This is a genomic window from Virgibacillus alimentarius (genome assembly GCF_017874635.1).
In the GTDB taxonomy this organism is placed as follows: domain Bacteria; phylum Bacillota; class Bacilli; order Bacillales; family Amphibacillaceae; genus Virgibacillus_B; species Virgibacillus_B alimentarius.
The window spans coordinates 82,779-105,247 of sequence record NZ_JAGIKX010000005.1; the positions used below are offsets into that span (position 1 = coordinate 82,779).

Here is a 22,469-nt window from a genome sequence, read left to right on the forward strand (position 1 = left end):
ATATAAGTCTCCTCTAAAAGCAAGATTCACTTTATGTATAAAAAAATGCTTTTCGGATAAACTTTAATGTACCCCATGTTTATTTGAGGAGGTTTTTTATATGTCTATTGTCTATAAGTGTAGACACTGTGGACATGTCATAGGTGAAATAGAGGAACAAATTGTTGATACATCCATGTTAGGGTGGGATAAATTGTCTATTGAGGATAAAAAAGAAATGATTAATTATAATAGTAATGGAGACATTCATATCCATGCTATTTGTGAAAATTGTGAGGATACACTTGGCCAGCATCCACAATATCACGAGTTAGACTTTTTTATACAATAATATACGCAGACAAGCTTTGGTTATTCAACCAAAGCATTTTTGCGCTGTAGCATCTTGCTGCGATTCGTCTACGCTTTTATATATACCATGGGGGTTTAAGAAATGAAAGGGATCAATAATTTTTTGCATTCCACCGAAGATGTCCAATCCATTTTAGGTGGTATTCATAATGGTATGAAAGAGCAGCTTGTTGCTGGTTTATCAGGGTCAGCAAGAAGTTTGCTTATTTCCATTGTTAATGAATCCATTAACAAACCTATTTTACTAGTTACACACCAATTAACTCAGGCACAGCAGCTTTATGATGATTTGTCAGAGTTTATGGAAAATAGCAATGTTTATTTATATCCAGTGAATGAGTTAATCGCTTCAGAAGTTGCTATTGCTAGTCCAGAATTAAAAAGTCAGCGCATTGATGGGCTAACAGAATGGGCAGAAAAGAAATCAGGTATTTTAATAGCCCCAGTAGCAGCCTTAAAACGCATTTTGCCACCGCCTAGTTATTGGGATAAATACCAATTACGCTTCACTCTAGGCGAGGAAATTGACATAGATGCTTATCTATCATCATTAGTTGACATGGGGTATGAACGAGGGTCAATGGTTAATTCTCCGGGTGAATTCAGTATTCGAGGTGGTATTATTGATATTTATCCAGTTACAGAAGAAAACCCAATTCGTATCGAATTATTTGATGAAGAGGTTGACTCTATACGCTATTTTGATGCAGGGACACAACGCTCTTTAGAAAAAATAGAACAAGTCAGGGTTAGACCTGCGACGGAACTTCTATTGAATGAAGAGGATATTTTATCTGGAGCTAATCGTACTGAGCGTGCATTAGCAAGTACGCTAAAAAAGATTAAATCGAAGGAAGCTAAGGAAAAACTAATAAAAGTAATGGAACATGATATAGAACGATTGAAAAACGTAGAGCGCTTTCAAGAAATGTATAAGTATATTGGCTTCCTATATGAGAATCCTGCTAGTTTGTTAGATTATCTGCCATCCAATGGATTAATTATCATGGATGAAATGAGCAGAATCCAAGAAACTGCAACAAATTTAGATAAAGAAGAGGCAGAATGGTATAGCAGTTTGCTAGCATCTAATCAAATGGTGAAAGATAGTACATTTTCTTTTGACTGGCTTACTGTTTGGGGAAAAATAAATCATCCACGTATTTATATGTCTGTGTTTTTGCGACATATTCCAAACACGCAGCCGGAAAATATCATAAATTTTTCTTCAAGAGCGATGCAAGAATTTCATGGACAAATGAACTTATTTAAAAATGAATTAACACGTTGGGAAAAAGGAGATTATTCCGTAGTCGTTTTAGCTCCAAATGCGAAACGTGCGGAAAAAATCCACTCTATCTTTATGGATTATAATATCGAAGCAAGCATTGCAGAGCACTTAGAGTTACCTGTTACAAAGCCAACCATTGCAATTGGTAATATCAATAATGGCATTGAATTGCCGATGCATAAATTAGTTTTAATTACAGAAAATGAATTATTTAAGAAAAAGACGAAGCGCATGCGAAGAAGGCAAAAAATATCCAATGCAGAACGCATTAAAGATTACCAAGAATTAAAAGTTGGGGATTATGTTGTCCATGCAAATCATGGCATTGGAAAGTATGTAGGAATTGAAACGCTAACTGTAAATAAATTGCATAAAGATTATATGCTCATTAAATATTCTGGTGATGACAAACTATTTGTACCGATTGATCAAATTGATCTGGTTCAAAAATTTGTTGGCTCTGAGGGAAAAGAACCGAAACTTTATAAATTAGGCGGTTCAGAATGGACAAAGGTAAAAAGGAAAGTCCAATCTTCTGTAGAAGATATTGCGGATGATCTGATAAAATTATATGCGGAAAGAGAGGCCCAAAAAGGGCATGCCTTTTCAGAGGATACGGAAATGCAACGCGAATTTGAAGCAGCTTTCCCTTATCAGGAAACAGAAGATCAAATACGTTGTATCGAAGAAATAAAAGAGGATATGGAAAGAGAGCGTCCGATGGATCGACTGCTTTGTGGAGATGTGGGCTACGGGAAAACAGAAGTAGCAATTAGAGCAGCATTCAAGGCGGTTGCAGAAGGTAAACAAGTAGCATTATTAGTCCCTACAACTATTCTTGCACAACAGCATTTTGAAACGTTTCGTGAAAGATTCCAAGATCATGCTGTAAATATAGAACTTTTAAGTCGATTTAGAACGAAAAAGCAGCAAAAGGATACGAAGAATGGATTGTCTCGAGGTTTAGTCGATATCGTAATTGGGACGCACCGTCTATTATCCAAAGATATTAAATATCATGATTTAGGCTTGCTTATTGTCGACGAAGAGCAACGTTTTGGTGTAAAACATAAAGAAAAGATAAAACAAATGAAAACAAATGTGGATGTAATTACGCTAACAGCAACACCAATACCTAGGACCTTGCATATGTCAATGTTAGGTGTACGTGATTTATCCGTTATTGAGACTCCTCCGGAAAATCGTTTTCCGATTCAAACTTACGTGCTGGAATATAATCCGATATTTATCAGGGAAGCGATTGAACGGGAGATGGCACGAGGCGGACAAGTGTTTTTCTTATATAATCGGGTAGAAAACATTGATAAAGTTGCAAGGGATATTGGCATGCTTGTTGATAATGCAAGAATTGCGGTTGCCCATGGTCAAATGAACGAGTCAGAACTTGAAAATGTCATGTTTGGATTTTTAGAAGGTGAATATGATGTATTAGTAAGTACAACGATTATTGAAACAGGCGTTGATATTCCCAATGTGAATACACTTATTGTAAATGATGCTGACCGTATGGGCTTAAGTCAGCTTTATCAATTACGAGGGCGTGTTGGACGTTCGAATCGAGTGGCGTATGCGTATTTTACGTATCAAAAAAATAAAGTACTTACAGAGATAGCTGAAAAGCGCCTACAGGCTATAAAGGAATTTACCGAATTGGGATCGGGCTTTAAAATTGCTATGCGAGACTTATCTATTCGCGGGGCAGGAAACCTGCTCGGTTCACAGCAACATGGATTTATTGATTCTGTAGGTTTTGATATGTACTCACAAATGTTAAAAGAGGCTATTGACGCTCGAAGATCTGGTAAAGAAATAGAAGATATAACGCCATTCGAACCAGAGTTAACGTTAGATATCGATGCGTATATACCGGACACCTATATCAAAGATGAAAAACAGAAAATTGACATGTATAAACAGTTTCAAACGATTGCTTCATCGGAAGACATTGATAACTTAAAAGATGAATTAATTGACCGGTTTGGTGATTATCCTATCGAGGTTGATCATTTATTTTCAGTTTCGATCTTAAAAATGTATGCTAAAAAAGAAAGGGTTGAATCTATCCGTGCAAAAAATAAAAAGTGTGAGCTATTGGTAGAGGAAGACCGCAGTCAACAAATTGACGGGTCAAAGCTGTTTGAATTAGCGAACTCTTTCGGGCGTGAAGTTCAGTTAGGCACTGAGAATAATAAATTAAAAATTGTTTTTAGATTTTCAAAAGAAACAGAACATCATCGATTTGAAAGCGTATCAAGTTTCATCAAAAAGTTAGAGAATGTGGATAGAAACGAATAAAAAGGCAATGTATTATGTATAGTTCCCTTCAGATGATTAATACTAAAACCATAATTGGTGTTTTTTACACATGAAGAAAGGAATTAGATATTCTGGTGACATAATGAAATAGCATTTTACAGGTAGATAAGTAAGAGTCAGGTGGGGAAACCTTTAAAAATGTTTGAATCATTTACAGTCCGGTTACATGAAAAAAGAACTCTATAGGAGCCGGAAATACTTAACAGTAAATCACCTTTTAAAATGTGTAAGTACACTAAATATAATCATCATACGAAAGTGAGGCTTCTTAGAAAATGAAAGCAACAGGAATTGTGCGACGAATTGATGATTTAGGCAGAGTTGTCATCCCAAAAGAAATAAGACGTACATTGCGTATTCGTGAAGGGGACCCATTAGAAATTTTTGTTGATCGTGAAGGCGAAGTTATTTTGAAAAAATATTCTCCAATAAATGAATTGAGTCATTTTGCCCAAGAATATGCAGAAGCATTATTTGATTCTGCTACCTACCCGGTACTAATATGTGACCGGGATGAAGTTATCGCATTAGCAGGAGAATCGAAAAAAGATTATTTAAATAAACATATCGGTGTCTTGTTGGAAAAAAGCATTGAAGATCGATCCCTTTTATATGAAACGGAACCAAACACCGTGGAAATTACGGAAGGAAGAGAAGAAGACTTGCGTTCTTATTGCATCAGTCCGATCATAGCTAACGGAGATTCAATTGGCTGTGTGATGATGTTTTCCAAAGAAAAGGAAGCGCTTAGTAAAATTGAACAAAAATTAATTGAAACAGCGTCAAACTTTTTAGCGAAACAAATGGAATAATTACTGTGATTATGAATGAAACGAGTAAGAGTCAGAAATAAACTGATTCTTGCTCGTTTCATTTATGGAAAATCCCCCCTAAACAAGTACGATGATGATATAACAGGAGCAATCATTCCCATTAACGGAGGTGAAGACAAAAACAAAGACATTAAGCATCTAGCTTTACGGGAATGCGTAGGAATCTCCCACTTTAATCAGACCGCAAGTCGATAAGTAGCGAGAGGTTTAAAGGCTTCTATGTTATACTTAATGAAAAATTTTAATTAAATGAGAAGGCGTTACAATGAATAAAGGCGAGACAGATAAGCTTGTTAAAGGTGCTTTCCTATTAACATTAGCAGGATTGATTAGTAAGATATTAAGTGCAGGTTACCGAATCCCATTACAAAATCTAACAGGGGACCTCGGCTTTTATATTTATCAACAAGTTTATCCATTACTTGGAATAGCTATCGTGTTGGCATTATATGGTTTTCCCTCTGCTATTTCTAGATCGCTGGTACACCTAAAATCAGAAGGGAAAGAAATTTCATTAGCAAACTTTTATTGGCCTGTTTTTCTTATTTTATTAGGGATAAACGGTGTTCTATTTCTTTTGATATATTGTAATGCATCCACGATAGCAAATTGGGCAGGTGATATTCAATTAGAAAAGACATATCAGAATGCAGCTTTTTTATTCCTCTTTATTCCTTTTTTAGCATTGCTTCGTGGTGCTTTTCAAGGAAATAATGATATGAAACCTACAGCCTATTCGCAAGTGGGAGAACAACTTACACGAGTTTTTCTTATTATTTTAGCTGCTATTTTAGTTGTTCTGCATGATCTGGATATCTATTACATAGGTGAATTCGCCGGAATTGCTTCCATAGGTGGATTTCTTACAGCCATTTTTCTTCTTTTGTTCTTTTTTGGCAGAAATAAACCAAGCTTAGGAACTAGAGTTGAAACTCCATGGAAGCACTATTTTAAAACTGTTTTTATCTTTGGGATTGTTGCAGCATTAAACCATATGATTTTATTAGTTATCCAGTTTGCGGACGCATTTACATTAGTACCGAATTTATTAAGTCATGGCCTATCGAAGCTTGATGCTATGAAAGACAAAGGGATATTTGACCGCGGACAACCATTAATTCAACTAGGAACTGTACTTGGTTCTTCCTTTGCTCTTGCCCTGATACCGAATATAAGCAAACAAAACATGGAAAAAAACCCAGCTGCATTTTACCGATCTATTCAGGGTGCCTTGGCGTTTAGCTTCTATTTAGCAGCTGGAGCAACTCTTGGATTGATAATGATATTTCCAGAAGTAAATGTATTATTATATGAAAATGACAGCGGAACAAAGACGTTACAAATTTTAGTTATGTCCATCTTGCTATGTTCAATTGTTATTACAGCTACTTCTATTTTACAGGGTTTAGGGTATATGAAGCGGACAGCTGGATTTATTGTAGTGGCTGTTTTGGTAAAGTGGATCGCTAATGACACCTTGGTACCGCTGTGGGGTATTACAGGCAGTGCACTTGCGACTGTTTTTAGTCTATGTGTTTTAGGTATTGCGGCTGTTTTTGAATTAAAAAGAAAATTGCCGAAGCTGGAGTTTTTTGGAAATATAAATTGGAGTGCCTTTTTAAAAGCAAGTATCGGAATGATTTTATATATTATTGTTATGGATTATTTTTTTGCAAGTAATGCTCTTTTCTCTCGAATCCGCTTACTGATCTATGTTGTATTTATCTCTATAACCGGAGGAGTTCTATACATTATTCTATTATTGCGGTGCAGAGCATTTTCCAAAGAGGAGCTTTCCATGCTTCCTTATCCATTATTTTTTATTCGATTGCATAAGGAGAGAAAGTGAATGATGAATAAAATAGAGGTTATCGGCTTGGGGGCGGGCGATATAAATCAATTGCCGCTGGGCATTTATAAAAAATTAATAGGGACAGAAAATCGTATTTTTATTCGGACGATGAGCCACCCTGTTGTTCAGGCTTTACAAGAGGAAGGCGTTCTTTTTGAATCATTTGATAAGGAATATGAAAATGAAATGCAATTTTCAACTGTGTATGAAAGTATTGTAGGAAGATTAGTTGAAGCAGCTAAGGAAAAGCAGGTTATATATGCTGTTCCTGGACATCCGATGCTTGCTGAGAAAACTGTACAGCTTTTGTTAAAAAGAAAAGATGTATCGGTATATATAGCAGGCGGACAAAGTTATCTAGATGCACTTTTTACAGCATTACGAATTGACCCTATCGATGGCTTTCAATTTGTTGATGGGACCTTCTTTGAAAGAAGTCAGCTAGATTATCGTCAGCCTATTGTTTTTTGTCAGGTATATGACCGTTTTATTGCATCTGAGGTGAAGTTAGCTTTACTAGAGGATCTGCCGCCAGATTATCAAGTTACCATTGTCGAAGCGGCAGGAACTGAATCAGAGAAATTAACAACGCTGCCACTAGAAGAACTTGACCGCTCACTAGAGGTGAGTAATTTAGTGAGTGTATATGTACCGCCAGCCCCCGATAGTATGTTAAACCATACTTTCGCTCGGTTAAAAGAAATAATAGCAACACTGCGTTCACCAGAAGGGTGCCCATGGGACCGCAAACAAACACATGAAAGCTTGCGTGAATATGCCATTGAAGAGGTATATGAACTCATTGATGCTATCGATGAGCAAGATGACGAGGGGATAGTAGAAGAATTAGGAGATGTGCTGCTGCAAGTGATGCTTCATAGTCAGATTGGAGAAGATGACGGATACTTTACCATCTACGATGTCATTAAAGCAATTTCCGACAAGATGATTCATCGTCACCCACATGTTTTCGCTGATACTACTGCCGATACGGTTGATCAAGTGTATAAAAATTGGGATTTACTAAAACAAGAAGAAAAGGGTGAACAAAGAAAATTAATATTGGATGGTGTACCAAAAAGTCTTTCATCTTTGGCAAGAGCGTACAAATTGCAGAAAAAGGCAGCTAAAGTAGGGTTTGATTGGACAGATGTAAATGATATTTGGGCTAAGTTGAATGAAGAGATACAAGAAGTCAATGAAGCAATTCAAGTGGAAAATAGAGATGAAATAGAGAAAGAATTGGGTGATATTTTATTTGTACTGGCCAACCTATCTAGGTATTATAAAATTAACCCCGAAGTAGCATTAAACCGGACAAATCAAAAGTTTATTTATCGCTTTTCGTATATGGAACAACAATTAAGAGAACAAGGAGAAGCCATAGATCAAGCCACATTAGAAGAGATGGATTATTACTGGGAGCAAGCTAAGAGAAGGGAATGAATTCATTGCGATTAGATAAATTTTTAAAAATATCCCGCTTAATTAAAAGACGCACGTTAGCGAAAGAAGTCGCTGACCAGGGACGAATAGCGATAAATGGCAATCGGGCAAAAGCGTCATCCGTTGTATCTGTGGGGGATGAATTAATCATTCAATTTGGTCAAAAGCGATTGACACTTGAAATTACCATGTTAAAAGAAACAGTTAAAAAAAATGAGGCAGAGATGATGTATAAAATAATCAGGGAAGAAGAAAAAACGTTGGAATAAACAATCCCATCATTTAAAAAGTAATGTTCTAACCTTGTCCAACCTTTCATAAAGTATAATAAGGAGGGCGAGGGCAATGAATTATTACGAAAGAGAAAATGTTACACGTGTGCAAAAAGATCATTATTTGAAGATTAATAACCGCAAGGAGCTGGAAATTAGCGGTGTTAAAGAAGTAGACAGTTTTGATAATGAGGAATTTTTACTGGAAACCGTAATGGGTTATTTAGTTGTACGGGGACAAAATCTACAATTGAAAAACCTGGATGTAGGCGATGGTTTAGTTTCCATTAAAGGAAAAATATATGAACTATCCTATGTTGATGAACAGCATCAGGAGAAAGCTAAAGGATTCTTTAGCAAGCTATTTAAATGACACTTGATACACAATTCATGACAATGATTTTTATGATTGTAGGTGGATTTTACTTAGGGATAGCAAGAGATACGTTTCGTCGCTTTTCTCCATACTGGAAGAAAAAAACATGGCTCACTTATGTATTGGAGAGCAGTTTTTGGCTGACGCAAACATTCCTATTATTTTATGTTTTATTTAAGGTGAACGGCGGGGAACTGAGGGTTTATGTATTTCTTGCATGTTTATTAGGATATTCCATGTACAAGGTCATGGCAGCCAATCTATACCAAAAGGCATTGGAAAAGATAATTAGCATGTTGAGAGCTATATGCCGCTTTTTTGCAAGAACTGTACAAGCATTGCTAATTACACCGCTGCGCTGGATTGTTAGGATGGTTATAACACTATTTTTAACACTGATGCAGCTGATATTATCCATCATCTTTTTTTTATTTAAAGTTATATATACGCCAATCAAGTGGATTTTTCAATTGATCTATCGCTTACTTCCAAAAAAAATGCAAAAAATATTGCACAAAACAGCAGGATTTTATAGTATAATAAAGAATATATATATAAAATTGGAGAAGTATATTCCGTTTAAGAGGAGGTAGTGGCCTAATGCCAAAGAAGAATGTTACAAGATTAGACTCGAACTATATGCAGCAATATGATGCTTATATGGAAAGAAAACAGAGAAAGAAGCAACGCTTAATCCGCCGTCTTGTACTATTTTCTATCATAACTGTTATTGCTATAGGGAGCATGGCTACCTTCCATATTAAACAGCGTGTACTTCAGGCGGAGAAAAGTGAAAAATATCATCACATGGAAGAAGAACTAGCATCCTTAGAACAAAAGGAAAAAAATTATAAAGAAGAAATTGAATTGCTAAATGATGAAGAGTACGTTCTGGAAATAGCACGAACGAACTATTTTTTCTCTAAAAAGGGAGAATTAATCTTTAAGATCCCTGATGAGGAGCCATCCTATTGACACCCTTTTATAAGCTTATGTATACTATAGAATAGTGGGACTATATTTTGAGCCTTAGAATATATTTGAATTCTAAAGCTTAATAATATATAGAATATGGCAAAGGCCATGTCTTTCAAAAATTTTAAGGAGGAGCATTTTTTTTATGTCAATCGAAGTAGGCAGCAAGCTGCAGGGAAAGGTAACTGGTATCACAAATTTTGGGGCGTTTGTCGAGCTTGGAGACAAAAAAACTGGACTTGTCCACATTAGTGAGGTTGCCGATAATTATGTTAAGGACATTAATGAGCACTTAAGCATTGGAGATGAAATTAAGGTTAAAGTCATTAATGTTGAAAAGGACGGTAAAATTGGTTTATCTATTAAGAAAGCAAAAGATAAACCAGTACGTCAAAAAAGTGCTCGTGAACGCACTGAAAATTTTGAAGCGAAGATGAATCGTTTTCTTAAAGATTCTGAAGACCGTTTAGCCTCTTTAAAGAAGCACACGGAATCCAGACGCGGAGGTCGAGGTGCTAAAAGAGGATAGCAATTGCTGTCTATAAGGATGCTCTATTATAAATCATAAACCAAAGAAAGCAGATATCACCAATTTTACGTGATATCTGCTTTCTTTTTTATCGAATCAAAAAAACTGCCTGAAGGAAGGCAGTTTTTTAATATGCAAGCAAATGATGGAAATAGCGGCGGAGGGGATCGAACCCACGACCTTACGGGTATGAACCGTACGCTCTCGCCAGCTGAGCTACGCCGCCAAAATTGAACACAAAAGATATCATACATGAGAAATTCATTTGTGTCAAGAACAAAGAAAAATTTGATAGAGAAAGTATAAAAGCTTCGACATATTTCCGGGGAAATAATTCTATCTTCGTGAAAACTTTAGATTAATCATGTCTGTGATCTAAACAACGTAGACATAACGAAGCAGAAACTATTCATTTATGTTGAATGGTGCGTGTCTCTTAGAAAGAAGTCGAACGATTTTTCTATCACGCTTACTTGTTTTGACAAAAAAAGAATAGAGTTTGTGATTTAATATATGCAAGAGGAGGGCTTTATATGATGGATTCAATTCCTAGAATGGAAACAAAGACATTTGAAGTAAAAAATAATTATTTAAGTAAGTTGTGGAGGAAAATCCCCGCTAACTTTAAATCTATTATGCTTGAGAGAGGGTGGCTGTTTTACATTGTAGGATTTCTCTTAGGAAGAGCTATCATATTATCCGTTGTATCACCCTTTGCAGTTGCCTTTTTAGCAACAATGTGGTTTGTGCATAGAGAGAAGTCTGCAAAGGTAATGCTTGCGGTGCTTGCAGGTGCACTTAGCTACAGTATGACACATGGCGTGTTCATATTGTTGGCAATGTTTGTTTTTATATTTTTAGCAGCGATGTTCAAAAATGCAAAAAACGTACAGATAAAAATTCCGTTTATCGTTTTTATATCTACCGCTGCACCGCGTTTATTTCTATATTCTATTTCCGATAAACTTACCTCCTACGAATGGCTGTTACTAGCCGTAGAAGGTGTCTTGGGATGTGTTCTAGTATTAATATTTATGCAAAGTATCCCTTTAATATCACCAAAAAGGTATAAACCTACATTAAAAAATGAAGAAATTGTTTGTATGATTATTTTAATCGCTTCTATATTAACAGGAACGATTGGCTGGGAAATTTATGGGGCATCGTTGGAACAAATTTTTTCACGTTATTTTGTACTGATACTTAGCTTTGTCGGCGGAGCTGCAATAGGTTCTACAGTTGGGGTTGTGGCAGGATTAATTCTATCATTAGCAAATGTAGCAAATTTATATCAAATGAGCCTGCTTGCTTTTTCAGGATTATTGGGTGGCCTTCTAAAAGAAGGAAAAAAGGCTGGTGTCAGTGTTGGTTTATTGGTCGGGACATTTTTAATTGGTATTTACGGGGAAACATCAGCGATCGGTTCTTCATTCATCGAATCTTCCATAGCCATTATTTTTTTCTTTTTAACACCAGCAAGCTGGATTAAGAAACTTTCCAGGTATATTCCTGGAACAGAGGAATACTCAAATGAACAAGAACAGTATTTGCAAAAAGTCCGCAATGTAACTGCTAAACGGGTAGAACAGTTTTCGAATGTATTTGAAGCTTTATCAAAAAGTTTTACGACATCGGAGGAAAATTTACTTGAAGAACAAAATGTGCAGCGGGAAACCGATTACTTCTTAAGTCAGATAACGGAAAAAACCTGTCAAACCTGTTTTATGAAAGATCGCTGTTGGCAAAAGCAATTTGATAAAACATACGCAATTATGGAAGATTTGAAAAATGATATTGCCGATGGGCATGAACCGAATCGGAAGTTAGTTCACAAGTTTGAAAATCACTGTGTAAAATCAAAAAAGGTTATCGATACGGTAAAGGAGGAAATGTCCTTTTTTGAGGCGAATCAAAAATTAAAAAAACAAGTAAAGGAGAGTAAAAGACTAGTCGCAGATCAACTGCAAGGTGTATCAGAGGTGATGGAGGATTTTTCTAAAGAAATTTTAAAAGAAAGGAAGCACCATGAACAACAAGAGGTACAAATTATAAATGCATTAAAGAAAATGGGAATAGAGCTAGAAAAATTGGATGTTTTCCAACTAGAAAAGGGGAATGTGGATATTGAAATGACCGTATCCTTTTATAATTATCATGGAGAGGCTTCCAAATTAATTGCTCCGGTACTATCTGATATATTAAATGAAATGATTATCGTAAAAGAAGAAGAAATTTCGCCTTTTCCTAATGGGTACTGTTTCCTTGCCTTTGGTTCTGCAAAGGAATTTGTTATTGAAACTGGGGTTGCAAATGCGGCTAAGGGAGGTGGATTAATCTCCGGGGATAGCTACACAACGATAGAGATTGGTGCGGGTAAGTATGCAATGGCAATTAGTGATGGTATGGGGAATGGGGAACGAGCAAATGAAGAAAGTGGTGAGACACTACGGTTATTACAACAAATTTTACAGACAGGTATCCCAGAACAAGTAGCTATCAAATCGATAAATTCGATTTTATCTTTACGAACAACTGATGAAATGTTTGCCACGCTAGATCTTGCTGTAATTAACCTGCACAATGCTTTTGTTAGATTTCTGAAAATTGGTTCGACACCTAGTTTTATTAAACGGGGGGATAAAATATTAAATATAGAAGCCAGTAACTTACCGATGGGGATTATTCAGGAATTTGATGTAGATATAGTGAATGATCAATTAAAGGCAGAGGATCTATTAATTATGATGAGTGATGGAATTTTTGAAGGTCCAAAAAACATTCAAAATATGGATATGTGGATAAAGAGGAAAGTTCGCGAAATGAAAACCGACGATCCTCAAGAAGTAGCTGATTTGCTATTGGAAGAAGTAATACGTACAAGATCAGGTGAAATCGGGGATGATATGACGGTGCTTGTAGCCAAAATTGTTAAAAATACACCAAAGTGGTCCTCCATTCCGTTTTACGGAGAAGAGGCAAAATAAGTTTGTGGCTGATATTCCATAGCTAGGTTAGGTGAATATCAGTCTTTTTGCCTGTTCACTCCCTTCTTCCTCAACCGCTGATTTGTATTTTCCACAGTTAATAGATCGATAATAAATGCCAAACATACTCCTCCTTTCTATGTATAAATTTTTCCCTTTTTGTCGATGATGGTGATGGAATAGTTGGGAGGTTTTTGGCGTGAAAAAAGGGACATTGAAACAGATATTGTTGGTAACAGATGGGTGCTCCAATAAAGGGGAAGATCCCGTTGCAACAGCAGCTTTAGCTCACCAGCAAGGAATTGCAGTAAACGTTATTGGTATTTTAGATGATGATCAAACAGAAGATCCAGAAGGATTACAAGAAGTAGAAGATGTTGCATTGTCTGGGGGCGGGGTAAGCCAGATTGTCTATCAGGAATCTTTGGCACAAACAGTTCAAATGGTAACCAAACAAGCAATGACACAAACATTGCAAGGGTTTGTGAATAATGAGTTAAAGCAAATTTTAGGCCCGAAACAAACACTTGAAGATTTGGATCCTGAAAAACGTGGAGAAGTTATGGAAGTTGTTGAGGATATGGGTGAAACATGTGATCTCGAGGTATTAGTATTAGTAGATACAAGTGCAAGTATGTATGATAAAATTGAAACAGTAAAAGAAGCATTAATTGATCTTTCTCTTAGCTTAAACGCAAGAATTGGCAGAAATCGATTTAGTATTTTTAGTTTTCCGGGCAGACGCAAGGACGTTGAACTTGTATTTGATTGGTCACCTAGGCTAGATGAAATTTCATCTGTTTTCCCGAAATTGACCAGTGGCGGAATAACACCAACAGGGCCAGCGATACGAGAGGCAATGTACCAATTTGGCAAGAAAGGCTTGCTAAGGAGCTTGAGAGATGAGAAATCAGGCATGGAAGAAGCATAATATTGATATTAGACCAGGAACCGTTATTCAAGGGAAATGGCATAAAAATAGCTATTTAATAAAAAAGAAGCTTGGACAAGGTGCCATTGGTACAGTATATTTGTGTGAAACAAATGGAAAACAAGCAGCATTAAAAATAAGTGAACAAGGTACATCTATGACGGTTGAGGTCAATGTACTAAAAGCGTTAAAAAAGGTCCAAGGAAATCGCCTTGGGCCTTATTTGCTTGATGTAGACGACTGGCAAATAACAAAAAACAGAAAATATTCTTTTTACGTTATGGAATATTTACAAGGAGAAAGTTTGCCTTCCTTTATTAAGAAAAACGGAATGGAATGGATCGGTGTCTTCATCCTACAATTACTGGAAGATCTAGAGAACCTCCATCAATCCGGGTGGGTTTTTGGTGATTTAAAATTGGATAACCTACTTGTTGTCGCTTCACCACCAAGCGTACGATGGGTGGATGTTGGTGGAACAACACAAATGGGGAGAGCAATTAAGGAATACACAGAGTTTTATGATAGAGGATATTGGGGTATAGGTTCAAGACGCGCTGAACCGAGCTATGATTTGTTCGCTCTTGTTATGGTTTTGCTGGAAGTGTTTTACCCTGATCGATTTTCCAAGTCTCCAAATCCAGAGCAAACCCTTTTCAAAAAAATAAATGGTGTTAAAGCACTTAGACCGTACAACTCAAGTCTAAAAAAGGCGATTTTAGGAAAGTATCAATCGAGTCGTGAAATGAAACGCGATATAACGCAAATATTGTCTAGCAGACAGAAAAGAAGGAGACCTAAAAGAGATAAGAATCAAGTAAACATATTGCCGTTCCTTATCGAATTGGGTGGGATATTATTACTTGCATTAAGTTATTACTTTTCATCTTTGCTATTTTAGTTTATATTTAAATTCTTTTATTAGAAGATGTAAAATAGGATATGATAGAATGAAGAGATAACTTAGTGGGGATGAATTCATACGATGCAAAATAAAATTATCACTTTTATGAAACAACATCATTTAATGAAGAAAAATAGCACGGTTTTAGTAGGCGTGTCTGGAGGACCCGATTCCATGGCACTACTTCATTTTTTATGTTCCATACGCCAGGAATGGCATCTTGAATTAGTTGCTCTTTCTATTGACCATCAATTACGGGGGGAGGAAGCAAAAGAGGATCTCGACTATGTACAGAAAAAGTGTGAACAGTGGGGTGTCAAATTTGTAGGAACTTCTCTAAATGTACCAGCTTACATGCAAGAGAGACAAATTGGAACCCAAGTTGCCGCTAGAGAATTACGATATCAGTTTTTTGAAAAACAAATGGATCTATTCAAAGCTGACTATTTAGCTCTTGGGCATCACGGAGATGATCAAATTGAGACACTGTTGATGCGTCTAGTGCGCTCAGCCACTTCAAGTGCATTTTCAGGTATTCCGGTTAAACGGAATTTTGCCTCTGGATTGATTATTCGTCCATTCCTATGTGTGACTAAAGCAGCTATAGAGGCATATTGTGATCACAATAAAATCATCCCGCAAATTGATCCGACTAATTATGAAACAAATTACACGAGAAATTATTTTCGAAAATATGTACTTCCGTTATTAAAAACTCAAAATAATAATATACACACAACAATACAGCAATTAAGCGAGTCGTTGCAAGAGGATGAGACCTTTTTACAAGATGCTGCAACTAATATGTTTAACCATGTCTGTGAGTGGACTGAGGATGGCGAAGGAATTTCGTTCGAAATTGATTTATTTAAATCGTACCCACATGCTTTACAAAGACGAGCCTATCATCTAATATTAAACTATCTATACGATAAAAAGCCTGGAAATTTATCTTATGTTCATGAGTCTCATTTTTTTGCTTTATTAGAAAATGAGAAAGGGAATTCTCAAATCGATTTTCCATCTAATTTGAAACTGGAAAAATCCTATCATAAACTAATTATTTACTTTAAAGATCAAGAATCCCAGACTTCCTCCATTAAAAAAACAATAAACCTGCCCGGAAAAGTAAATTTACAGAACGGATCAAAGATTATTGCTTCGTATACGAATATACTACCTGAAAAGCAAGATGAAAACATCTACATATGCGCCGCTGACAGGATTACTTTACCTTTACATATAAGAACGCGCCGGGCTGGTGATAGAATGAGTTGGAAAGGATTAAAGGGAAGCAAAAAAGTAAAAGATATTTTTATCGATGCGAAGATACCACGAATAAAAAGAGAGAAGTGGCCTTTAATCACCGATAATAAGGGAGAAATATTATGGCTTGTTGGTTTAAAGAAAGGAGAGCCAAAGCTAAAAACAGAAGAGGGTTCCTCGTATATTCAATTAAATTACCAAAAAGGCAACATGTAGGAGGACAAAAATGCATAACGATATTAAAGAAATACTAATATCTAAAGAGGCGATTGAAGCAAAATGTAAAGAAATTGGCCGTCAGCTCACGAAAGAATATGATGGGAAGTTTCCGCTTGCAATTGGTGTTTTAAAAGGAGCTATGCCTTTCATGGCAGACTTGTTGCGTTACATAGAAACAAATTTAGAAATGGATTTTATGGATGTTACAAGCTATGGAGATGCTATGCAGTCTTCAGGAGAAGTAAAGATAGTAAAAGACCTTAATACGAAAGTAGAAGGTCGTGACTTACTGATTATTGAAGATATTATTGACAGTGGCTTAACACTAAAATATTTAGTGGATCTGTTTAAATACCGAAAAGCTAATTCAGTAAAAATTGTTACACTGCTCGATAAACCTTCCGGAAGATCAGCGGCTATTAAGGCTGATCTTATAGGATTTGAAGTACCTAATGAATTTGTAGTTGGATATGGTCTCGATTATCAAGAGAAATATCGAAACTTACCATATATCGGTGTGTTGAAACCAAAAATATATGGTGGGGAAGAAATATAAAAATAGGGTGCTTTAGAGGAATTAGAAAATAAGATTTTTATGAGGGAAATTAGTTGTATTAGAACTTTTTCCTATGGTACCATTTAATATAGTTTTTCCCGCTTGGGAGGAGGAAAGAAATGAAACGTATATTTGGTAATACAGTCATTTTTGCCCTAATATTCTTAGTTCTTATCGGACTTATTGGATTATTCAAAGGACAAAATAATGAGGCTGAAGAATTTAATGTACAAGAATTTATGCAAGCTTTAAATAATGGCGAAATCAAAGAAATGACGATGCAGCCAGCTAATAAAATTATGCGAGTTACCGGGGTCTTAGAAAAAGATAGTCAAGAATTTATTGCTCAGGTTCCGGATAACACCGATATTATTGCTACAATTACTGATCAAGCAACAGAACAAAGTGTTTTAAAAGTTAAGGAAGAAGAACAACCAAGCGGATTTGTAACTTTTCTAACAACGATGATTCCATTTCTCATCATCGGATTGTTTATCTTCTTTATGCTTAGTCGGGCCCAAGGTGGCGGCGGTGGAGGCCGCGTCATGAACTTTGGGAAAAGCAAAGCAAAAATGTATAGTGAGGATAAAAAGAAAGTTCGTTTTAAAGATGTAGCTGGAGCTGATGAGGAAAAGCAAGAACTTGTAGAAGTTGTTGACTTTTTGAAGGACCCTCGTAAATTTTCATCAGTTGGTGCTCGTATTCCAAAAGGGGTACTCTTAGTTGGGCCTCCGGGAACAGGTAAAACGCTACTTGCTCAAGCAGTAGCAGGTGAAGCAGGTAAACCATTCTTTTCTATAAGTGGTTCTGACTTTGTAGAAATGTTTGTTGGGGTAGGTGCATCTCGTGTACGAGATCTATTTGAAAATGCAAAGAAAAATGCACCTTGTATCATATTTATAGATGAGATAGATGCAGTTGGAAGACAGCGTGGCGCGGGCCTCGGTGGAGGACACGATGAACGTGAGCAAACGCTGAACCAACTTCTCGTTGAAATGGATGGATTTGGCGTCAATGAAGGAATCATTATTATCGCTGCAACAAACCGTCCTGATATTCTAGACCCAGCACTGTTGCGTCCAGGCCGTTTTGACCGTCAAATTACAGTTGATCGTCCAGATGTTAAAGGGCGTGAAGCAGTTTTACATGTCCATGCCAGAAATAAACCGCTGGACAATACAGTGGATATAAAAACAATTGCTATGCGTACTCCTGGTTTCTCGGGAGCTGACTTAGAAAACTTATTAAACGAAGCGGCATTAGTAGCAGCCCGGCATGATAAGAAAACGATTGATATGCTTGATGTCGATGAGGCAATTGACCGTGTAATTGCTGGTCCTGCCAAGAAAAGCAGGGTTATCTCAGAAAAAGAGCGGAATATTGTTGCATACCATGAAAGTGGACACACGATTATTGGTATGGTACTTGATGATGCAGATACTGTGCATAAGGTAACAATTGTACCGCGGGGGCAAGCAGGCGGATATGCTGTTATGCTACCGAAAGAAGATCGTTATTTTATGACAAAACCAGAGCTATTTGATAAAATAACTGGCCTTTTAGGTGGGCGAGTGGCAGAAGAAATCATTTTTGGCGAAGTAAGTACTGGTGCTTCAAATGACTTCCAGCGAGCCACAGGAATTGCCCATAAAATGATTACAGAGTATGGTATGAGTGAAAAAATAGGTCCGCTTCAATTTAGCAGTGGCGGTGGCCAGGTTTTCTTAGGCAAGGATATTCAGAATGAGCAAACATATAGTGATGCAATCGCTCATGAGATTGATAAAGAAATGCAAAACTTTATCAACTACTGCTATGATCGAGCTAAAAAGATTCTTACAGAAAATAAAGATAAGTTAGAGCTCGTGGCTCAAACGCTACTTAAAATAGAAACATTAGATGCAAAACAAATTAGATCGCTTTTTGAAGATGGTGTACTTCCTGAGCCTGAAGTGGACGCGGAAGCAAATGAAAATAGTGATGTTAAAGTAAACATCCAACGCAAAGATAAAGACCAGATTACACCTGAGTCTTATGAAGAAGCAAAGGCAAAAGCAAAGGCTAAACAATCTGAGGCTCAAGAATATAAGAAAGATGAGAACAAAATCTCTTCTGATGAGCAAGAATCAACTGAAAAATCCGATAAGGATGATAACCATAAGGAAGAGTAATGAAGATTTCTCTATTTAGTTAAAACCCCGAGCAGTGGAATGAAAATAAAAAATCCACTAATCGGGGTTTTTATCGTTTTAGGCGAGAAGACTCCATCTTAGGGTGAAGTAGGGTGTAGATGAATCACCTTTTGGACAAGGGATAGCTTTAGCTATCTCCATTGTCCGATTCAAACAATTTTAATTTTTCCCTTCCAACAAGTATGATTATGGTATCTATCGAAACAAAAAATAAGAAATGCTAATTATCAAAACAATTGGGCGTATTCGGTTCGTGTTTCACCACTTCTTTTCAAGAAACAGAAGTGCACGAATTATCCAAAACAGATTCAGTGAGTAGTTCAAACGTAAGGCTATAATTACATAAGATGTGTTTTAATAATTCTATACTAAAAAAATATATGGTATATTTGTAAGAAAGAATTTATATTTCATTGGAAGGTTTGGTTAATAATGTTGTTTGTTCTCGATGTAGGCAATACAAATACAGTTTTAGGTGTATTTGAAAAGGATCAATTAAAACATGAATGGCGGATAAAAACCGACCGTTATAAAACAGAAGATGAATTCGGTATACTAATAAAATCTTTATTTGAATATAAGGGTATTTCCTTTTCGGAAATTACAGGAATCATTATTTCCTCGGTTGTCCCTCCTATTATGATTGCATTAGAAAGAATGTGCAAAATCTATTTTGATCAAAAGCCGCTCATCATAGGAGAGGAAAATGTTCATACCCACTTAAAAGTTTCCTACCCAAATCCAAAAGAAATTGGATCAGATCGTGTTGTGAATGCAGTTGCTGCAATAGCAACTTACGATACTCCACTTGTAATAATTGATTTTGGTACTGCAACAACTTATTGTTATATCAATGAGCATCAGGAATATACTGGAGGTTTGATTACCCCAGGGATTAGCATTTCAATGGAAGCGCTGTATAGCAAGGCTTCCAAACTGCCAAAAATCGAATTACAGCCACCGGAGAATGTCATTGGCTCTTCTACAGTTGAAGCAATGCAATCAGGAGTTTTTTATGGGTATATAGCTCAAGTGGATGGCATTGTCATGCGAATAAAAAGGCAAATGACACATGAACCAACCGTAATTGCTACCGGAGGATTAGCTTCTTTGATCGGGGAAGCATCTGAGACAATCGATTATGTGGATACGCACTTAACGCTAAAAGGATTAAATTTAATTTATCAAAAGAACTTCATAAAGTAATTAGAATTAGGTCATTATAAAATAAGGTGAATGATTATTTTTCTCTTATTTTAAACAAGATTGTAAAGGAGAATTCAAATACCTATGAAAGATTATTTAATTAAAGCTACTACCTATGAGGGAATGGTACGAGCTTATGCTACTACGACAACAAATACAGTTGCAAAAGCACAAAAAAGGCACGACTCATGGGCTACGGCTTCAGCCGCATTAGGTAGAACGATAACCATTACTGCGATGATGGGTGCAATGTATAAGGGGGATGATTCACTGAGTGTGAAAGTAGAAGGAAATGGGCCCTTAGGTGTGATTGTGACAGATGGTAATGCAAAAGGAGAAGTTCGTGGCTATGTAGCAAATCCTCATGTTGACTTCGAATTGAATAACCATGGGAAACTTGACGTCGCTCGTGCAGTAGGCACAGAGGGGAATATAAGTGTTGTAAAAGATCTTGGGCTAAAAGATTATTTTACGGGACATGTTCCTATTATTTCAGGAGAAATTAGTGAGGATTTCACGTATTACTTCGCAAATTCTGAGCAAATACCTACAGCAGTTGGTGCAGGTGTTTTAGTTAACCCGGATCATTCCATTTTATCTGCGGGAGGATTTATTATCCAAGTGATGCCAGGTGCCGATGAAGAATTAATTACCCGGTTGGAAGACCAGATTCAGACATTTCCATCCATATCGAAGTTGATTAGAGAAGGGAACTCACCGGAGCAAATATTAGAACATTTATTTGGAAAAGAGGAAGTAAAGGTGCATGAGCAAATGCCAATTACATTCCGCTGTAAGTGCTCTAAAGAACGGATTGAACGAGCGATCAAGGGTCTTGGAAATGAAGAAATTCAAGCGATGATTGACGAAGATCATGGTGCAGAAGCAACTTGTCATTTTTGTAATAAAAAGTATTATCTGACCGAGGATGAGCTAGTAAATTTAAAACAATAAACCAACCGTTAGTGAAAGGAAGTAATTCATGTCAAGAAGGCTGTTATTGGGTATTGTTGTGGTACTGCTGATCACCAATATTGCTACATTCTTAATTTGGAAAACAGATGAAAAAATAGTAATAGATACTGGCGGAGAAGAAAAAGAGATAAATAGCAATAAACCGGTGGCCATCATTGATGGGGCAAAAATATCATATGATGATTGGGTGTCTTCTTTAAGAAGAGATTATGGAGAAAAACATTTAAAAATGCTGATCGACCAAAAGCTTGTGAAGCAATTGGCGGAACAAGAGAATATACATGTACATGAAAAAGTAATTGACCGGGAAATTGCATTGCTTACGACGATGCAGGGAATAATGACAAAAGAGGAAACAGCACGCATGGAAGAAAAATGGCGAGAGTCTATCTTGCATCGTTACCAATTAGAGGCCCTATTAACAGAAGGCATAGATATTTCAGCAGGCGAAATACAAAAGTATTATGAACAATACCATAAGCAATACGATTTTCAGGCTTCTCGGCAGTATTCCCACATCGTTGTGGAAGACAAGAAAACTGTTGAAAAAATTATGGATGAGCTTGATCAAGGCGCATCATTTCGGTTACTAGCTAAAGAATACTCAATTGATGGGGACACCAAAAAAGAGGGCGGATATCTCGGGTTTTTTACAAATAAAAGCTCCTTTGTTCCAAGTAAGTATAATGAAAAGGCAGCTAAAATGGAGGAGAGAACATACAGTAAACCATTTAAAACAACAGATGGATTCGTAATTCTTTATCTTCATCGAAATTTACCGTCCATCACATTTTCTTATGATGAAATAAAGCCATACATAAAGAGGGAGCTCGCATTAGATAAGCTAGATCAACCACTTACAGCAAGTCCTTTATGGAAAAAGGCAGATATAAACTGGATATTTGAAGAATAATTTGATATAAGTACATTTAACCATCCGCCTATTTTATTCATTTTTGTTGACAAAATAACGC

General features: G+C 36.5%; 19 protein-coding genes and 1 tRNA gene. 19 read left to right on the forward strand and 1 reads right to left on the reverse strand.

The window, feature by feature from the left end; genetic code table 11:
* The first annotated feature begins 100 nt into the window (after nucleotides 1-100).
* The 10 genes from J2Z81_RS05365 to J2Z81_RS05410 all read left to right on the forward strand — a co-directional run bounded on the left by J2Z81_RS05365 (nucleotide 101) and on the right by J2Z81_RS05410 (nucleotide 10,262).
* Nucleotides 101-331 carry an anti-sigma-F factor Fin family protein gene (locus J2Z81_RS05365; RefSeq protein WP_029268290.1) on the forward strand — a complete coding sequence of 77 codons (231 nt, stop codon included), beginning with the start codon at nucleotides 101-103 and terminating at the stop codon, nucleotides 329-331.
* Nucleotides 332-433: 102 nt separating this feature from the next.
* Nucleotides 434-3,958, forward strand: a complete 3,525-nt coding sequence (mfd, locus tag J2Z81_RS05370) for a transcription-repair coupling factor (RefSeq protein WP_029268291.1) — start codon at nucleotides 434-436, stop codon at nucleotides 3,956-3,958.
* Nucleotides 3,959-4,254: 296 nt separating this feature from the next.
* Nucleotides 4,255-4,791, forward strand: coding sequence for a stage V sporulation protein T (gene spoVT / locus J2Z81_RS05375; protein WP_029268292.1), 537 nt, complete (start codon nucleotides 4,255-4,257; stop codon nucleotides 4,789-4,791).
* 286 nt (nucleotides 4,792-5,077) lie between these two features.
* The gene (locus J2Z81_RS05380; RefSeq protein ID WP_226370869.1) at nucleotides 5,078-6,661 is read left to right on the forward strand and encodes a putative polysaccharide biosynthesis protein; all 1,584 of its coding nucleotides are present in this window, start codon (nucleotides 5,078-5,080) and stop codon (nucleotides 6,659-6,661) included.
* A 3-nt stretch (nucleotides 6,662-6,664) separates the two neighbouring features.
* Entirely contained in the window at nucleotides 6,665-8,110 is a 1,446-nt protein-coding gene (locus J2Z81_RS05385) for a bifunctional methyltransferase/pyrophosphohydrolase YabN (RefSeq protein ID WP_226370878.1), read from the forward strand.
* Between the two features lie 5 nt (nucleotides 8,111-8,115).
* Nucleotides 8,116-8,379 (forward strand): RNA-binding S4 domain-containing protein, encoded by a 264-nt coding sequence (locus J2Z81_RS05390; protein WP_226370870.1) that lies wholly within the window; start codon nucleotides 8,116-8,118, stop codon nucleotides 8,377-8,379.
* 76 nt (nucleotides 8,380-8,455) lie between these two features.
* Nucleotides 8,456-8,755, forward strand: coding sequence for a sporulation protein YabP (gene yabP / locus J2Z81_RS05395; RefSeq protein ID WP_029268296.1), 300 nt, complete (start codon nucleotides 8,456-8,458; stop codon nucleotides 8,753-8,755).
* Nucleotides 8,752-9,351, forward strand: a complete 600-nt coding sequence (gene yabQ, locus J2Z81_RS05400; protein WP_029268297.1) for a spore cortex biosynthesis protein YabQ — start codon at nucleotides 8,752-8,754, stop codon at nucleotides 9,349-9,351. The genes yabP and yabQ overlap by 4 nt, the downstream gene beginning before the upstream one ends.
* Before the next feature lie 7 nt (nucleotides 9,352-9,358).
* Nucleotides 9,359-9,733: an FtsB family cell division protein gene (locus tag J2Z81_RS05405; RefSeq protein WP_226370871.1), complete on the forward strand. Its 375-nt coding sequence runs from the start codon at nucleotides 9,359-9,361 to the stop codon at nucleotides 9,731-9,733.
* Between the two features lie 145 nt (nucleotides 9,734-9,878).
* Entirely contained in the window at nucleotides 9,879-10,262 is a 384-nt protein-coding gene (locus J2Z81_RS05410; RefSeq protein ID WP_029268299.1) for a S1 domain-containing RNA-binding protein, read from the forward strand.
* Nucleotides 10,263-10,414: 152 nt separating this feature from the next.
* On the opposite strand, the gene J2Z81_RS05415 is transcribed toward J2Z81_RS05410, so the two are convergent.
* Nucleotides 10,415-10,488, reverse strand: a tRNA-Met gene (locus J2Z81_RS05415).
* A 307-nt stretch (nucleotides 10,489-10,795) separates the two neighbouring features.
* Here J2Z81_RS05415 and spoIIE point away from each other — a divergent pair.
* From spoIIE to J2Z81_RS05460, 9 genes are all read left to right on the forward strand, one after another.
* A complete protein-coding gene (gene spoIIE / locus J2Z81_RS05420) occupies nucleotides 10,796-13,246 on the forward strand; it encodes a stage II sporulation protein E (RefSeq protein WP_226370872.1) in 2,451 nt (816 codons plus the stop codon).
* 199 nt (nucleotides 13,247-13,445) lie between these two features.
* Nucleotides 13,446-14,177, forward strand: coding sequence for a VWA domain-containing protein (locus tag J2Z81_RS05425; RefSeq protein ID WP_029268301.1), 732 nt, complete (start codon nucleotides 13,446-13,448; stop codon nucleotides 14,175-14,177).
* Nucleotides 14,149-15,078: a protein kinase domain-containing protein gene (locus tag J2Z81_RS05430; RefSeq protein WP_226370873.1), complete on the forward strand. Its 930-nt coding sequence runs from the start codon at nucleotides 14,149-14,151 to the stop codon at nucleotides 15,076-15,078. Before J2Z81_RS05425 ends, J2Z81_RS05430 begins: the two co-directional genes overlap by 29 nt.
* 84 nt (nucleotides 15,079-15,162) lie before the next feature.
* Complete coding sequence (gene tilS / locus J2Z81_RS05435; RefSeq protein WP_029268303.1) at nucleotides 15,163-16,563, forward strand: tRNA lysidine(34) synthetase TilS; 1,401 nt, start codon at nucleotides 15,163-15,165, stop codon at nucleotides 16,561-16,563.
* Between the two features lie 10 nt (nucleotides 16,564-16,573).
* The gene (hpt, locus tag J2Z81_RS05440) at nucleotides 16,574-17,122 is read left to right on the forward strand and encodes a hypoxanthine phosphoribosyltransferase (protein ID WP_029268304.1); all 549 of its coding nucleotides are present in this window, start codon (nucleotides 16,574-16,576) and stop codon (nucleotides 17,120-17,122) included.
* A gap of 119 nt (nucleotides 17,123-17,241) precedes the next feature.
* The gene (gene ftsH / locus J2Z81_RS05445; protein WP_029268305.1) at nucleotides 17,242-19,293 is read left to right on the forward strand and encodes an ATP-dependent zinc metalloprotease FtsH; all 2,052 of its coding nucleotides are present in this window, start codon (nucleotides 17,242-17,244) and stop codon (nucleotides 19,291-19,293) included.
* Between the two features lie 453 nt (nucleotides 19,294-19,746).
* Nucleotides 19,747-20,520, forward strand: a complete 774-nt coding sequence (locus tag J2Z81_RS05450) for a type III pantothenate kinase (RefSeq protein WP_226370874.1) — start codon at nucleotides 19,747-19,749, stop codon at nucleotides 20,518-20,520.
* Between the two features lie 84 nt (nucleotides 20,521-20,604).
* Nucleotides 20,605-21,474, forward strand: a complete 870-nt coding sequence (hslO, locus tag J2Z81_RS05455) for an Hsp33 family molecular chaperone HslO (RefSeq protein ID WP_226370875.1) — start codon at nucleotides 20,605-20,607, stop codon at nucleotides 21,472-21,474.
* A gap of 28 nt (nucleotides 21,475-21,502) precedes the next feature.
* Nucleotides 21,503-22,408, forward strand: coding sequence for a peptidylprolyl isomerase (locus J2Z81_RS05460; RefSeq protein WP_226370876.1), 906 nt, complete (start codon nucleotides 21,503-21,505; stop codon nucleotides 22,406-22,408).
* Nucleotides 22,409-22,469 lie beyond the last annotated feature (61 nt).